This is a genomic window from Methylobacterium sp. C1 (genome assembly GCF_001854385.1).
GTDB classification, from domain to species: domain Bacteria; phylum Pseudomonadota; class Alphaproteobacteria; order Rhizobiales; family Beijerinckiaceae; genus Methylobacterium; species Methylobacterium radiotolerans.
This window is the reverse complement of record NZ_CP017640.1, coordinates 2,870,001-2,884,511: the sequence shown is the minus strand read 5'-3', so window position 1 is coordinate 2,884,511 and position 14,511 is coordinate 2,870,001. Positions and strand designations below refer to the sequence as shown.

11 protein-coding genes (1 of these 11 cut by a window edge) are annotated in these 14,511 nt (G+C 72.4%); 4 read left to right on the top strand and 7 right to left on the bottom strand.

Annotated features, from left to right (window positions below; all coding sequences use genetic code 11):
- Positions 1-22: 22 nt before the first annotated feature.
- The 4 genes from phaC to BKE41_RS13300 all read right to left on the bottom strand — a co-directional run bounded on the left by phaC (position 23) and on the right by BKE41_RS13300 (position 5,038).
- Positions 23-1,153, bottom strand: coding sequence for a class III poly(R)-hydroxyalkanoic acid synthase subunit PhaC (gene phaC, locus BKE41_RS13320; RefSeq protein WP_070999551.1), 1,131 nt, complete (start codon positions 1,151-1,153; stop codon positions 23-25).
- A complete protein-coding gene (locus BKE41_RS13315) occupies positions 1,146-1,976 on the bottom strand; it encodes a poly(R)-hydroxyalkanoic acid synthase subunit PhaE (protein WP_070999550.1) in 831 nt (276 codons plus the stop codon). The genes phaC and BKE41_RS13315 overlap by 8 nt, the downstream gene beginning before the upstream one ends.
- A gap of 190 nt (positions 1,977-2,166) precedes the next feature.
- On the bottom strand, positions 2,167-3,342 hold the full coding sequence (locus BKE41_RS13305) for an iron-containing alcohol dehydrogenase (RefSeq protein ID WP_012319366.1): 1,176 nt from the start codon (positions 3,340-3,342) through the stop codon (positions 2,167-2,169).
- Between the two features lie 43 nt (positions 3,343-3,385).
- Complete coding sequence (locus BKE41_RS13300; RefSeq protein WP_012319365.1) at positions 3,386-5,038, bottom strand: acetolactate synthase large subunit; 1,653 nt, start codon at positions 5,036-5,038, stop codon at positions 3,386-3,388.
- A gap of 264 nt (positions 5,039-5,302) precedes the next feature.
- Here BKE41_RS13300 and BKE41_RS13295 point away from each other — a divergent pair, with 264 nt between their 5' ends.
- Positions 5,303-6,790 carry a DUF2252 domain-containing protein gene (locus BKE41_RS13295; RefSeq protein WP_083374351.1) on the top strand — a complete coding sequence of 496 codons (1,488 nt, stop codon included), beginning with the start codon at positions 5,303-5,305 and terminating at the stop codon, positions 6,788-6,790.
- 9 nt (positions 6,791-6,799) lie between these two features.
- On the opposite strand, the gene BKE41_RS13290 is transcribed toward BKE41_RS13295, so the two are convergent.
- Together BKE41_RS13290 and BKE41_RS13285 are read right to left on the bottom strand one after the other, a co-directional pair.
- Complete coding sequence (locus tag BKE41_RS13290) at positions 6,800-7,738, bottom strand: LysR family transcriptional regulator (RefSeq protein WP_029360946.1); 939 nt, start codon at positions 7,736-7,738, stop codon at positions 6,800-6,802.
- A gap of 975 nt (positions 7,739-8,713) precedes the next feature.
- Positions 8,714-10,357, bottom strand: coding sequence for a GMC family oxidoreductase (locus BKE41_RS13285; protein ID WP_070999549.1), 1,644 nt, complete (start codon positions 10,355-10,357; stop codon positions 8,714-8,716).
- A gap of 234 nt (positions 10,358-10,591) precedes the next feature.
- On the opposite strand from BKE41_RS13285, the gene BKE41_RS13280 reads away from it, so the two are divergent.
- Genes BKE41_RS13280 through gluQRS form a run of 3 tightly spaced genes read left to right on the top strand, consistent with a single transcriptional unit; the run spans position 10,592 to position 13,827 of the window.
- On the top strand, positions 10,592-12,622 hold the full coding sequence (locus tag BKE41_RS13280) for an ATP-binding protein (protein WP_070999548.1): 2,031 nt from the start codon (positions 10,592-10,594) through the stop codon (positions 12,620-12,622).
- 46 nt (positions 12,623-12,668) lie between these two features.
- On the top strand, positions 12,669-12,950 hold the full coding sequence (locus BKE41_RS13275) for a hypothetical protein (RefSeq protein WP_012319360.1): 282 nt from the start codon (positions 12,669-12,671) through the stop codon (positions 12,948-12,950).
- 16 nt (positions 12,951-12,966) lie between these two features.
- Positions 12,967-13,827 carry a tRNA glutamyl-Q(34) synthetase GluQRS gene (gene gluQRS, locus BKE41_RS13270; protein WP_070999547.1) on the top strand — a complete coding sequence of 287 codons (861 nt, stop codon included), beginning with the start codon at positions 12,967-12,969 and terminating at the stop codon, positions 13,825-13,827.
- A gap of 16 nt (positions 13,828-13,843) precedes the next feature.
- On the opposite strand, the gene BKE41_RS13265 is transcribed toward gluQRS, so the two are convergent.
- Positions 13,844-14,511, bottom strand: partial view of a M23 family metallopeptidase gene (locus tag BKE41_RS13265; protein ID WP_244413243.1) — the final stretch only. Its footprint extends 1,327 nt past the window's final position; 668 of the gene's 1,995 nt are visible here — the last part of the coding sequence; its start codon lies beyond the right edge, outside the window; its stop codon occupies positions 13,844-13,846.

Genomic DNA, 14,511 nt, shown 5'->3' with positions numbered 1-14,511 from the left:
GGTGCTCCCCCGAGACTGCACGCTACCCCCGCTCGCCGAGCCAGTCGGCGATGCCGGAGCCCAGCAGCTTCTGTGCCTTCCCGCCCACGAACACGCCGACATGGCCGCCGGGCAGACCCATCTCGGTGTAGTCGGTGGTGCCGATCTTATCCCTCAGCGCCTGCGAGGTGGCGGGCGGGATGATGTGGTCGTCCTGGGCGAAGACGTTCAGCACCGGGCAGGTGATGGCCTTCAGCTCCACCCGCCGGCCGCCGAGCTCGAAGGCGCTCTCGACCAGCTTGTTGTCCTGGTAGAGGTCCTTCAGCCACTGCTTGGCGGCCTCGCCGGGATGGTCCGGACGGTCGGCGATCCACTTCTCCATGCGGAGGAAGTTCAGGAACTTCTTCCTGTCGTCGAGGGCGTCGAGCAGGTCGAGGTTGTACTTCGTCATGGTCCGCATCGGCGTCATCATCGAGAACACCGAGCCCATGAAGGCGCCGGGCAGGGAGCCCTGCGCCTCGATCAGCCGGTCGACATCCTCGGGCGTGAGCGAGCGGGTCCAGACGTTGATGAAGCCGTGGCCGGCCCGGTTCTCCCGCGTGTCGGCGTGGAAGTCGATCGGCGTGATGGTCAGCACCATCGCGTTGACGGTCTCGGGGTAGAGCGCCGCGTAGCAGGTGGTGAAGACGCCGCCCTCGCAGATGCCGAGCAGGCTGATTCTCTCCCGCCCGGCCGCCTCCTGGATGAAGGCGACGCATTCGGCGAGGTAGCCGTCCACGTAGTCGTCGATGGTGACGTAGCGGTCGGCCCGGCCCGGATTGCCCCAGTCGACCACGTAGAGGTCGAGGCCGAGATTCAGCAGGTTGCGGACCAGCGAGCGGTCCTCCTGCAGGTCGGCCATCGTGTAGCGGCCGATCAGGCCGTAGACGATCAGGACCGGCGGCAGGCCCTTGCTCTCGGCGAGCGGCCGGTAGCGGTAGAGGCTGACCTTGTCCTGGCTCCAGACCAGATCCTTCGGCGTGGTGGCGATCTCGACATCCGCGTCGCTGACATCGGCGAACAGCTTGGCGCCCTCGCTGATCCGCCGGCCGAGGGTACCGACCTCGGCCAGCAGCGCGGCGGGGGTGAGATTCAGCGGCGCGGCCGGTCCCTTCGGGCTTTCCTGATCAGCCATGGGCGTCCTCCCCGACCTGTGAACCGCCCGCCTTCGCGGCCTTGCCGGCCTGCCGGCGCTCGCGGCGGAGCGCCCGGACCTCGCGGCGCAGCTCGGTCAGGCTCTTGTGCACGTCGTCGAGCTCGGCGCGGGTCGGCTGGCCGTAGAACTCGGACAGGAACGCCGCGACGTCCTGCTGGGCGAGGCGCAGGTCGGTCGAGGCCCGGAGCACCGCCCGCTGAGACGCCAGGAACTTGTCCGAACGCTGGACCTCGAGCAGGACCGCGTTGGCGGTCTCGATCCACCGGCCCATCATCTCGCGGGCGGAGGCGAAGCTCTCGCCGCGCTCGGCGCGGGCATTGGCTTCCTGGGCGAAGGTCCCGGCCGCGCGCGTCCAGGCCTCCAGCATCACGGCCTGGTGCTCGCTCTGCGCCCGCCGGAGCGTCGCCCAGGCGGTGAACAGGGCCGCGTAGCGCCGCTCGGTCTGCCACAGGTCGGCGAGCTGCGGGCCCTCGGCCATGCGGGTCAGGGCGGCGTCGAACTCGGCCGAGCCGCCGAGCCAGGCCTGCGGATCGAAGATCCGGGCGAGAACAGCCCCGGCGGTCGGGTCCGGCGCGCCGGGACCGCCCTGAAGGGATCTGGCGAGGGTCTGCGAGAGGGCGGTCGCGGCGGTCCAGGCCTCGGTCAGCTTGGCCTGCGCGGTGGCGAGGCCGGCGACGTCAGGCGTCGGAAAGGTCGGCCAGCCGAAGCCGGGGGCGGGTTGCCCCGCGCCCTGCGTGAAGAAGCCCGCGCCGGCCCGGGTCCAGAACTCGCTCATCGCCCGGAACGCGTCGAACTGGTCCATGCTGGCGTCTCTCCTCACAGCCTCAGGGCTGAAGACATCGGACCCGCCGTCTCCGCGAGCCAAGCGAAGCGATCCAGCAGCGCCACGCTCGGCGCGGGCGCGCCGCCCTGGGTCGCCTCGCCGCGCTCGCGATGACGGTGGAGGCTGGACCGATCGGGCGACAGCCCCAGCACCGCCGCCGCCGTCGCGCTCACGCCGCCGGCCGCGCCTCTCCCAGCGCCTCGGCGTAGATCGCGAAGGCGTCGTCGTAGGTGACCTCGCGCGGGTTGTTCACGAGGAGCCGCGTCTGCTTCATCGCGTCGGTGGCCATGCGCTCCAGGTCCTGCCGGGCGACGCCGACCTCGGCGAGGGACGCCGGCACCTTGCAGTCGCGGCAGATCGCGTCGAGGCTCTCCACGAAGCGCCGGGCGGCCTCGGGCTGCGGCAGGTCCGCGGCCGCCGGGTCGAGGATCGGCGCGAGCTCGGCGTAGAGCGCCTCCGCGTGGGAGAGATTGAAGCGCATCACCCCCATCAGCACCAGGGCGTTCGAGAGCCCGTGCGGCACGTGGAAGATCGCGCCGACCGGGTAGGCGAGGGCGTGCACCGCCGCGACCGGCGCGTTGGCGAAGGCCATGCCGGCCAGCATCGAGCCGAGCAGCATGCCGGAGCGCGCCTCGAGGTTCTTCCCGTCCGTGCAGGCGGTGCGGATGTTGGCCGAGAGCAGCGCCAGCGCCTGCTTGGCGAGCTGGTCGGAGATCGGGTTCTTCTTGTTCTTGCTGGTGAAGGCCTCGATGGCGTGGACCATGGCGTCGATGCCGGTCGCCGCCGTGACGTGCGGCGGCAGGCCGAGCGTCAGCTCCGGGTCGAGCACCGCCCAGTCCGGCAGGAGCTTCGGGGCGACGACGCCCTTCTTCTCGGTGGTCGGCGTCGTGACGATCGAGATCGGCGTCACCTCCGAGCCGGTGCCGGCCGTGGTCGGCACGAGGATCAGCGGCAGCCGGTCGCCCTTGGCGAGGCCGACGCCGTAGATCGAATCCAGCGGCTCGTCCGACTTGGCGAGGTAGGCCACGAGCTTGGCGGTATCGAGGGCCGAGCCGCCGCCGATCGACAGGACGAGGTCGGTCCCGAGGTCCCGGGCGCGCTTGGCCGCCGCCTCGATCACCGTGGAGGGCGGGTCGGCGACCACGTCCTCGTAGACGTCGAGGGCGACGCCGGCCTCCGCCAGCGCCGCCTCGGCGGCCTTCGTGAGGCCGGCGCCGCGCACGCCCTTGTCGGTGACGAGCAGGACGCGCTTCGCCCCGAAGCTGCCGACGATCTCGGGCAGCTTCCGGGAGGCGCCGGCCTCGAACAGCACGTTCGGCGTGGTCTGGAATGTGAACGGGTTCATCGCGCTGCCCTGTTGTCGTGCCGAGCCGTCTGCGGGGCCGAGGTCACTCGGCCGGCTCGAAATCCTTCACCTTGGCGCGCAGCTCGTCGACCAGCACGCGGGTGTTCTCCGAGTAGTCGATCGGCACCGCCACGAGGTGCACCCCGCCCGCCGCGAAGGCGCGGTCGAGGGTCGGCACGAGGTCGTTCACCGATTCGACCCGGTGGCCGGTGGCCCCGTACGACTTGGCGTAGAGGACGAAGTCCGGGTTGTTGAAGGTCATGCCGTAATCGGCGAACTTGTCGACCGCCTGCTTCCAGCGGATCATCCCGTAGGCCGAGTCGTCGAGCACGAGCACCACGAGGTTGAGCTTCAGCCGGACGGCGGTCTCCATCTCCTGGCTGTTCATCATGAAGCCGCCGTCGCCGCACACCGCCATCACGCGCCGCTTCGGGTAGAGCATCGCCGCCATCATGGCCGAGGGCAGGCCGGCGCCCATCGTGGCCAGCGCGTTGTCGAGGAGCAGCGTGTTGGCGACGTAGGTGCGGTAGTTCCGGGCGAACCAGATCTTGTACATCCCGTTGTCGAGGCAGACGATCCCGTCCTCGGGGATCACCCGGCGCACGTCGCGCACGAGGCGCTGCGGCGTCACCGGGAAGCGGTCCTCGCCGGCCCGGTCGCCGATATGGCTGAGAATGTGCTCGCGCAGGTGCAGCAGCGCGCCCGCGTTCGGGAGCTTGCCGTCGAGCTTGTCGGCCAGGAGCTTCAGCGTCGGGCCGAGGTCGCCGACCACCTCGGCGTCGGGGTAGTAGACCTGCTCGACGTTGGCCGGCATGTAGCTGATGTGGACGACCTTCTGGTCGGCCTGACCCATGAAGAACGGCGGCTTCTCGATCGTGTCGTGCCCGATCGCGATGATCAGGTCGGCCCTGTCGATCGCCTCGTGGACGTAGTCGCGCTCGGAGAGGGCGGCGGTGCCCATGTAGAGGTCGGTCCCGCCCGCGACGGTGCCCTTGCCCATCTGGGTGGTGAAGAACGGGATGCCGGTGCGCTGCACGAAGCCGCCGAGCTCGCCGGTGGCGCGGGGGCGGCTCGCGGCGGCGCCCAGCATGATCAGCGGGCGCTCGGCCTTCAGGATCATCTCCGCGGCGCGCGCGATCGCGGTCGGGTGCGCGACCGGGATGTCGATCGGGTGCGAGGGCACGAGGTCGGCCTCGGCCTCCTCGGAGGCGATGTCCTCGGGAAGCTCCAGCAGCACCGGGCCGGGCCGCTCCTCGGTGGCGACCCGGAAGGCGTCGCGCACGATGGTGGGGATCGAGGAGGCCGAGACGATCTGCCGGGCCATCTTGGTGATCGGCTTCATCGACGAGATCACGTCGACGATCTGGAACTTGGCCTGGCGCGAGGACAGGATGCCCTTCTGGCCGGTGATGATGATCATCGGCATGGCGCCGAGATGCGCGTAGGCCGCGCCGGTGGAGAAGTTCAGGGCGCCCGGGCCGAGCGTCGAGAGGCAGACGCCCGGCCGGCCGGTGAGGCGGCCGTGGGTGGCGGCCATGAAGCTCGCCGCCTGCTCGTGGCGGGTCAGGACCAGCTCGATCTTGGAGTTCCGCAGGGATTCGACGACGTCGAGGTTCTCCTCTCCGGGAATCCCGAAGATGCGGTCGACGCCCTCGTTCTCGAGGGCCGCGACGAGGAGATCTGAACCCTTGGGCATGCGAAGTCTCGCTGATGCAACGGTATTCCCGGGACGTCCACGTCGATCCCGGCACTTCGATCGCGAGGCCGTGAACGACACGAGACGGAGGAACACCCCCCGAATACTCGGTTCGTTAGAGGGCCGGCCTGTAGGGTGGTCAAGGGCCGTCCGGGCCCGTGACGTCACAGAGCCGGCCGGATGCTACCGTGCGGTCGTCCGCCCCGGCTCCGGGGTGGGCGACGGCACGGACGGGGCCGCCCCGCATTCCGCGATGGGACAGCGATGGATCGCATCGAGAGCGACAAGACGGCGCCGCCCGAGGACCGGGAGGCGGACGCCCCGGGCCTGGACGCGGTGCTGGCGCCGGTCGCCGAGTTCCCGCGGATCGACCTCCGCGCGGGCGTCGAGGCCTGGGACAAGCGCCGCAAGGCCGGCAAGCGGCGGCGCGCCGAGGTGCCCCACGCGCGCCAGGCCGCGCTGGATCCCGATCCGGACCGGCCCGACCCGGTCGCCCTGATCGAGGCCGCCCACGCGGGCCGCCAGCCGCACCTGATCCCGCTGCGGGTCGCCCGGATGGCGAGTTCGCCCTTCGCGTTCCTGCGCGGGGCCGCGCACGTCATGGCCTGGGACCTGTCGCGCGGGCCGCGCAGCGGCATCGACGTCGTGATGAACGGCGACGCGCACACCGACAATTTCGGCCTGTTCGGCACGCCGCAGCGCGACATCGTCCTCGACCTCAACGACTTCGACGAGGTCACGATCGGCCCGTGGGAATGGGACCTCAAGCGCCTCGCGGCCGGGCTGGCGGTCGCCACCGCCGACGCCGGCGCGCCGGCGAGCGAGCGGCGCGCGGCCGTCACGGAGGCGGTCTCCGGCTACCAGCACACGATGCGGCGCCTCGCGCCGCAGGGCTCCCTCGACGTCTGGTACCAGACCACCCGCGCCGACGCCCCGCACATCGCCGGGCTGCAGATGGACGCGGAGGCCCGGGCCGTGGTGCGGCGGGCGGTCGACAAGGCGCGGCGGCGGAACAACCGCAGCCTGCTGGACCAGGTGGCCGAGCGGCGCACCGACGGCAGCTGGCGCCTGCAGACCGATCCGCCGATCCTGACGCCCGTGGACGCGGAGACCCGCGAGGGCGTCGTCACCGGCCTGGAGCGCTACGCCGAGACCCTGCCGCGGGAGCGACGCTTCATGCTCGACCGCTACCACGTGGTCGATGTCGCCCACCGCGTCGTCGGCGTCGGCAGTGTCGGGACCCGGGCCTACCTCGCGCTGCTGTTCGGCAATTCCGACGCCGACGCGCTCTTCCTCCAGGTCAAGGAGGCGGTCCGGCCGGCACACGCGCCCTACCTGCCGGGCGTGCCGGCGCCGTTCTCCGGGCACGGGGGCGAGCGGGTGATCTACGGCCAGCGCCTGCTCCAGGCGGTGGGCGACCCGCTGCTCGGCTGGACCAGCATCGCGGGCCGGCCGTTCTACGTGCGCCAGATGAAGAACCTGAAGGGCGCGATCCCGCTGGCGCGGATGTCCGGCGCGCCGCTCCTGACCTTCTCGTACGCCTACGGGACGCTGCTGGCGCGCGCCCACGCGCGGACCGGCGACGCGGCGGCGATCGCCGGATACTGCGGCAGCGGCAAGCACCACGACCTGAGCGGGGCGATCGCCGACTGGGCGGCTTCCTACGCGGAGCGCAATGCGGCCGACTTCGCCCTGTTCCGCGCGGCGATCGCGAGCGGCCGCCTGGAGGCCGCGGACGATCCCTGCCTCTGAGCCCCGGGCTCAGATGATGCCGGGGGCCGGCGGCTCGTGGGCCAGCCGGACCAGGAGTTCCCGGAGCCAGCGATGGGCCGGGTCGTGGTCGTACGAGGCGTGCCAGAGCATCGACACGGACACGTCGTCGAGGGGGACCGGCACGGGGCTGACGCTCAGCGCCAGGGCGCTGGCGAAGGAGGTGGCGAGCCGCGCGTGCATCGTGGCGATCACCGGCGCCGCCCGCACCATGAACGGGACGACGAGGAAGCGCGGGGTCGTGACCGCCAGGGTGCGCGAGCGCCCGATCAGCGCGAGGGCGTCGTCGACGACCCCGTGGGCGGTCTCGCGCAGGGACGTCAGCACGTGGGGGAAGCGCAGGTAATCGTCGAGCCCGATCGGCGGCTCCAGGCCGATCAGCGCGGCGTTGAACAGCACCACGTAGCTGTCCCGGTAGAGGAGGCGCTGCTTGTGGTGGAGCTGCCCCTCCGAGAACAGGCCGATGGCGAGGTCGACCCGGTCGGCGTCGAGCTCGTCCAGGATCCGGGTCCGGTCGACCGAGCGCAGCAGCAGCCGGATGCCGGGCGCGTCCCGGCGGAGCTGCGCGATCAAGCGCGGCCCGAGCAGCGCCTCGACGCTGTCCGGAAGGCTCACCGTGAAGGTGCGCGCGACCGTGGCCGGATCGAACTGCTCCTCCCGGTGCACCAGCGCCTGCACCTGCCGGAGGGTGCTGCGCAGCGGCTCGGCGATCCGGAGGGCGCGGGGCGTCGGCCGCATCCCGTCCGGCGCCCGGGTCAGGAGCTCGTCGTCGAACAGGCGGCGCAGGCGGGCGAGGCTCGAACTCATCGCCGACTGGCCGATCCCGACGCGCGCGGCGGCCCGCGTGACGCTCCGCTCGTCGAGCAGCGCGTCGAGGGCGACCAGCAGGTTCAGGTCGATCCGGCTGAGATCGATATGGTCGATGGCCACGGGCGTCGCGTTCGATGGGGATTCGGACGCCCGACATAGCAGACGCGACGGCGTGCCCGTCATCCCGGGGATCCCCGCGCCGATGGGCCAGGATCCCGCTCCGACGTCGCCGGTCGGGACACCCGCGCCGTGCCCCCTCTCCCGTGCGGGAGAGGGCTGGGGTGAGGGACAAGACGTTTCCGGATCGGGCGGACCATCACCGCGCGTCCGCGTCGAGCCACGTCCGGACAGACCTGATCCCTCACCCTGTCCCTCTCCCGCACGGGAGAGGGGACCCGCGCTCGCCCCCGCGCGTCGAGACGTCCAACTGCGCTCCGACCTTGACAATGTTCCTATTTTGTGCTTCCTGACCGCACCTGTCCGCGGCGTTTCGGGAGCGATCCCGGGGCGTCCTTCGGGGGCCTGCCCGGTGGCTGACCGGTCGGGTCCGGGGACGGGGCGGCGCCCGCGTCGGTGGCTCTCAGCCGCCATCGCCCCGGGCGGCGGACCGGTGCGGGGCGTGCCTCGGACGCGGGCGTGAGACCGGGCGGCACTCTGCCCGGCGGGGGAGGAAATGCCCCCGCGCCGACCCGCCTCTGGGCTGACCCTGAGCGACCTGCGGACCCGCCCACGACGAGGCGGGGGACGGCTGGAAGGCCACGGCGCCGATGCGGGTTCCGGGGGTTGCGGGCACGGCGTGCGCGCACCTCGCCCGAGACCGCTAACGGGGAGTCGCAGGACCGGGACGTCGGAGACGCCGCGACGAGAAAGACGGCAGCGGCCGGGGACCATGCCCGGCCGGTGCCGCGGGGCGCCGCGGGGATCGGATCCCGCGCGTGCTTGGCCGACACCTGGGTTCCCGCGGCGTCCCGCGTCCCTCGTGCGGTCTCCCGGGCCATGCCCCCGGCGCCCAGGCGCGCGGGGACGATCACGCGTGTCCGGTGCCGGCACCACGGGACGACCCGGGGAGAGCGGCGCTCCGCGCCCCGCCGATCCTCAGGCCGGCAGCGGCTCCCGCGGCTCGGTGTGGTCGAAGAGCCGGGGCGGCGCGATCGCGTCCCGGGCCCCCATCCGGGCGACGAGATGATCGGCGACCCGCAGGGCGTTGGCGATGATCGTCAGCGTCGGGTTCACGGCGCCGATCGACGGGAAGAAGCTGGCGTCGGTCACGTAGAGGTTGTCCAGCTCGTGCGCCTTGCAGTTCGTGTCGAGCACCGACGTCCTCGGATCCGCGCCGAACCGCAGGGTCCCCGCCTGGTGGGCCGTCCCGCCGATCGGGACGTTCTTGCCGAGGTAGAGCGAGCGGTCGAACAGGTGCGGGTGGATGTCGGTGAAGCTGCAGATCTCGCGCAGCTTGTGCCGGAGCCGCTTGTGCGCCTCGACGTTCGTCTCGGTGAGGTCGAGATGGACCTTGCCGTCCTTGTAGAAGATCCGGTTCTGCGGCAGCGGCACGTCCTCGGAGGTCAGCCAGAAGTCGACGGAGTGCTTCGCGATCCAGTCGAAGGGTTTGTCGGGGAACCACTGCAGGAAGCCCGGCAGGCCCTCGCCGTGGATCTGGGCCCCGTCCGACTTGCCGACCATCTGGATGTGGCCGAGGGGAAAGTCCCAGCCGTCCTTCGAGTCCGGATCGCCGAAGTAGAAGTCGTTGAGGCCGAGCGTCTTCTGGAAGCGGGTCGGGTTCGGGACCTTCGAGATCGCCAGCACCGTCGAGTTGTTGTGGCGCATGTAGTTGCGCCCGACCTGGTCCGACCCGTTGGCGAGGCCGTTCGGGTGCCGGTCGCTGGCCGAGCGCAGCAGCAGCAGCGCCGAGGAGAGGGCACCGCAGGCCACCACCACGATGTCGGCCGAGGCCTCGAACGGCGCGCCGTCGCGCGTGCCGACGACGCCCGTGACGGTTCGCCCCGAGGCGTCGGTGACGAGGCGCTCGACGTAGGTGCGGGTGAGCAGCGTCAGGTTCGGGCAGTCGCGCAGGGCCGGGTCCACCACCATGGTCTGCGCGTCGGACTTGCCGTTGGTGGGGCAGGGGAAGCCGTCGAAGGATTCGCACTTGATGCAGGGCGAGGTCGGCACCGCGCGCCCGTCCTTCTCCACCAGCCGCACGCCCACCGGCAGGTGGAACGGGTGGTGGCCGGCCCGCTTCAGGTTGTCGAACAGCTCCTGGATCCGCGGCTCGTGCGCCACCGGCGGATGGGCGTAGGGCTTCGTCGACCAGGGCTCGGTCGGGTCCTCGCCGCGCAGGCCGTGGACGTGGAACAGCTCCTCGGCCGCCTGGTAGTACGGCTCGAACACGTCGTAGCCGACCGGCCAGGCCGGCGCGACGCCGTCCTGGTGGCGGATCTCGGCGAAGTCCTTCTCGCGGAGGCGGAAGAGGATCGATCCGTAGAACTTCGAGTTCCCGCCGACGTAGTAGTGCAGGCCCGGATGGAAGCTCTTGCCGTCCGAGGAGTACCACGTCTCCTTGGCCTGGTAGTAGCCATCGACGATCACCGCCTGACTGTCCCAGTTCCGCGGCTCCCGCAGCAGGTAGTCGCCGCGCTCGATCAGCAGGATGCGCTTGCCCGTCTGGGCGAGGCGCCACGCCATCGTGCCGCCACCGGGTCCGGACCCGACAATGATGACGTCGTAGTGCTCACCGGGCATGTGCCGTCTCCGTCCGGACCCGCGTCCTGGCAGGCAACTCGCGAGCCGCTTTTCGGATCACCTCACGGTTCCGTTAAGCGCGCGCCGCGTCGCGGACTCCGCCGCGGACTCCGCCGCAGACTCCGCCGCAGACTCCACAAAGTCCGCAACCGGCGGTTAAGGGCCTTTCCCAACGCCGCCTTCAGCTTCGGCTGCGATCCTGCCGCGAACCGGCCCGACGCCGGGGAGGCCGGAATGATCGACACGATGGCGCCTGTCCTGGCGCTCCTGACAGCGGCCGCTCTGGCCTTCGGCCTCTGGCGCCTGCTCGGCACGCGGCGCGCCGAGCGCGAGGCCGAGCGGCTGCAGGACCGCATCTGGCGGATCAGCGAGAGCGAGGACCGCTACCGGGCCCTGGTGGCCGCCACCACCGAGATCATCGTCCAGCGCGATGCCCGCGGACGCATCACCTACGCCAACGAGGATTTCGCCCGCCTGCTCGGCCGCGAGCCGATCGCGCTGATCGGCTCCCGGGACGATCTCGAGATCCTCGACCGGAACGCCGTGGAGATCGGGCCGGACGGGGTCCGCCGCCTGGAGGCGCAGGTCCGGACGGCGGACGGGCGGGCGCGCTGGTTCGCCTTCGTGGAGATGCCGGTGGCGCACGGCGACGCGACGCACTGGCTGCGCGCGGGCCGGGACGTGACCGCGCGGGTCGAGGCGATCCGCAGCCGCGACGCGGCCCTGGAGCGCGCCGAGGCGGCGAGCGTCGCGAAATCCCGCTTCCTCGCGACGGTGAGCCACGAGATGCGGACGCCGCTCAACGGCATCCTGGGCATGGCCGACCTCGTGCTCGGGACCGAGCTGAATCCGGAGCAGCGCACCTACGTTGAGGCGGTCCGCACCAGCGGCCAGGCGCTGCTCGGCCTGATCGACGGGGTCCTCGACTTCTCGCGGATCGAGGCCGGGCGCCTCGACCTCGCGGCCGAGCCCTTCGACCTGCCGGCGCTCTCCGAGGGGGTCGTCGAGCTGCTGGCGCCCCGCGCCCAGGACAAGGGCATCGAGATCGCCCTCGACGTGGCCGAGGACTTCCCGGCCGCCGTGCTGGGCGATGCCGACCGGGTGCGGCAGATCCTGATCAACCTCGCCGGCAACGCGATCAAGTTCACCGAGCGCGGCGGCGTCGGCGTCAGCCTGGGCTTCGCGCGGGCCGGGACCGGCGGCGAGGTCGTGCTCGCCGTGGCGGATACCGGCCCGGGCATCCCGGAGGAGAGGCTGCCGATCCTGTTCGAGGAGTTCGAGCAGGGCGACGGCAGCGCGAGCCGCAGCCACGAGGGCACCGGCCTGGGGCTCGCCATCACGCGGCGGCTCGTGACCCGCATGGGCGGGCGGATCGAGGCGGACTCGCGCCTCGGGCGGGGCTCGACCTTCCGGGTCCTGCTGCCCCTCGCCGAGGTCGCGGGGGCCGAGGGCGTCGGGCGCGCGCCGCTGCCGACGCTCGCCCCGCGGCGCTGCCTGATCGTCGCCGACTCCCCGTTCCAGGCGCCCTACCTCGCCCGCAGCCTGTCCCGGGCCGGGGCCGCCACCGTCATCGTCGACAGCCTGGATTCGGGCCTCGACGCCCTGTCGGGCGCGGCCTTCGACGCGGTGCTGGCCGACCGGGCTCTGGGCGACACGGCGGTGCGGCAGATCGCCGACGCGGCGCGCGCCTGCGGGGTCCGCACCAGCCTCGTGCTCCTCTCGCCGTTCGACCGGCGCGGCTTCGGGGCCCCCGGCGCGGCGGGTTTCGACGGCTACCTGATCAAGCCGGTCCGGCCGCGCTCCCTGTTCGAGCGCCTGCTCGCGTCGGCGGGCCCGGTCGAGGCCGCGGCGGCCCCGCCGGCGGTGCCGCCGCGCGTCGGCAGCAGCCTTCGGGTCCTGCTGGCCGAGGACAACCCGATCAACGCCCTGCTGGCGACCCGGGCCCTGGAGCGGCTCGGCGTCACGGTGGTCCACGCCGCCGACGGCCTCGAGGCCCTCGCGCGTCTGGAGACGGACGGCCCGTTCGACCTCGCGCTGATCGACGTGCGGATGCCCCGCCTCGACGGGCACGAGACCGCCCGGCGGATCCGCGCCGCCGAATCGGACGGGGCGCAGCGGCTCCACCTCGTCGCGCTGACCGCGAATGCCGGACGAGAGGACGAGGCCGCCGCCCGGGCGGCCGGCTTCGACGGGTTCCTGGCCAAGCCGCTGAACCTGAAGCTGCTGCCGCCGCTGCTGGAGCGGCAGTCCGCGCGCGCCGCCTGAGGGCGCGCGTTGACAGGCGGGCGGGTACCGCGCCAACAGGACGCCCATGTCGACAGCCAGCCCACCGCCGCCCGCACCGCGCTCGTCGAGCGGCGCGCTCGCCGCCTGGGGCGCCGCACTCCTCGTGATCGCCACCGTGCTCATCGGCGCCCTGGCGCCCGCGCGGCACGCGGCGCCGGCGGTCTCGGCGGCCGAGGACCCGGCCTGCCTCGAGTGGAGCGACGGCTGCACGGTCTGCCGGCGCCTGGCGGAGGGGCCGGCCTGCTCGCTGCCCGGGATCGCCTGCCAGCCCGGCGCGCTGCAGTGCCTGCACCGCCGCGACGGCTGATCCGGCGGTCCGGCCCGTGAGCGCCGAGGCGCCGGTGCTGCGCTTCGCGCCGAGCCCGAACGGGCGGCTGCACCTCGGCCACGCCTACTCGGCCCTGCTCAACGCGGACCTCGCCGCCCGGATGGGCGGCGTCTGCCGCCTCCGGATCGAGGACATCGATCCCGCGCGCTCGAAGCCGGACTTCGTCCACGGGATCGTCACCGACCTCGCCTGGCTCGGGCTGACCTATCCCGAGCCGGTGCGGCATCAGTCCCGGCACATGGCGGACTATCGGGCCGCCCTCGACGGGCTGATCGGCCGCGGGCTCGCCTATCCGTGCTTCTGCTCACGCGGCCAGATCCGGGCGCGCATCGCCTCGGGCGTCGACAGCCCCCGCGATCCGGACGGCGTGCCCCTCTATCCCGGCACCTGCCGCCACCTGGGCCCGGCGGCGGCGGACCGGATCGCCCGCGGCGACCCGCATACCTGGCGGCTCGACATGGCGGCCGCGACGCGCCGCGCCGGCCCGACGCACGGCTACGTCGCCTTCGACGGGACCGGCGCGCACCGGGTCGCGGCGGATCCGACACGCTGGGGCGACGCGGTGATCGCCCGGCGCGACGTGCCGACGAGCTACCATCTCGCCGTGGTCCACGACGACGCGGTCGAGGGGATCACCCACGTGGTGCGCGGCCGCGACCTGGAGGCGGCCACCGACCTGCACGTGCTCCTCCAGGCCCTGCTCGGGCTGCCAGTGCCGCGCTACCGCCACCACCCGCTGCTGCTCGATGCCGGGGGCGAGAAGCTGTCCAAGTCGCGCGGCTCGCGATCCCTCGCCGACCTCCGGGAGGCCGGCGCGACGCCCCAGGCTGTCCGCGCCCGGCTCGGCTTCGCCTGAGCGGCGACGCGCACCCTCAGCGAACCGCCGCGTCGCGCTGGGCGAGGGCTGTGGCGCTCTTCGATTTCTGCATAGTGGCGTCGATCTGCTCGCGCTGGCGCTTGAAATCGGCGAGCAGGCGCCCGTCGAGTTCCCGGCCACGGGGGACGCGGATCTTCATCGGGTCGACGAAGTGGCCGTTGATGATCACCTCGTAGTGGAGGTGCGCGCCGGTGGACAGGCCGGTCGAGCCGACATAGCCGACGATCTGGCCCTGCCGGACCTTGACGCCCTCGCGGATGCCGCGGCCGAACCGCGACATGTGGTTGTAGGTCGTCACGTAGCCGTTGACGTGCTGGATCTCGACCCGGTTGCCGTAGCCCGAGGTCATCTCCGCGCGGATCACCACGCCGTTGCCGGCCGCCATGATCGGGGTGCCGATCGGGTTCGACCAGTCGACGCCCGTGTGCAGCTTGGCGTAGCCCAGGACCGGGTGCCGGCGGTAGCCGAAGCCGGAGCGCATGATTCCGTCGGCGATCGGCTTGCGCAGCAGGAACTTCTTCAGCGACCGGCCCTGCTCGTCCAGATAGTCGATCGTGCCGTCGTCCGGGGACTGGAAGCGGTAGACCCTGCGGGTCTCGCCGCCGAGCGTCAGCGCCGCGTAGAGCAGGTCCGGACGATCGGCGCTGGCATCGTCGTCGGTGC

Coding starts and splice junctions, on each gene's coding strand:
- phaC (WP_070999551.1), bottom strand. CDS start 1,153: ATGGCTGATCAGGAAAGCCCGAAGGGACCGGCCGCGCCGCTGAATCTC.
- BKE41_RS13315 (WP_070999550.1), bottom strand. CDS start 1,976: ATGGACCAGTTCGACGCGTTCCGGGCGATGAGCGAGTTCTGGACCCGG.
- BKE41_RS13305 (WP_012319366.1), bottom strand. CDS start 3,342: ATGAACCCGTTCACATTCCAGACCACGCCGAACGTGCTGTTCGAGGCC.
- BKE41_RS13300 (WP_012319365.1), bottom strand. CDS start 5,038: ATGCCCAAGGGTTCAGATCTCCTCGTCGCGGCCCTCGAGAACGAGGGC.
- BKE41_RS13295 (WP_083374351.1), top strand. CDS start 5,303: ATGGATCGCATCGAGAGCGACAAGACGGCGCCGCCCGAGGACCGGGAG.
- BKE41_RS13285 (WP_070999549.1), bottom strand. CDS start 10,357: ATGCCCGGTGAGCACTACGACGTCATCATTGTCGGGTCCGGACCCGGT.
- BKE41_RS13280 (WP_070999548.1), top strand. CDS start 10,592: ATGATCGACACGATGGCGCCTGTCCTGGCGCTCCTGACAGCGGCCGCT.
- BKE41_RS13275 (WP_012319360.1), top strand. CDS start 12,669: ATGTCGACAGCCAGCCCACCGCCGCCCGCACCGCGCTCGTCGAGCGGC.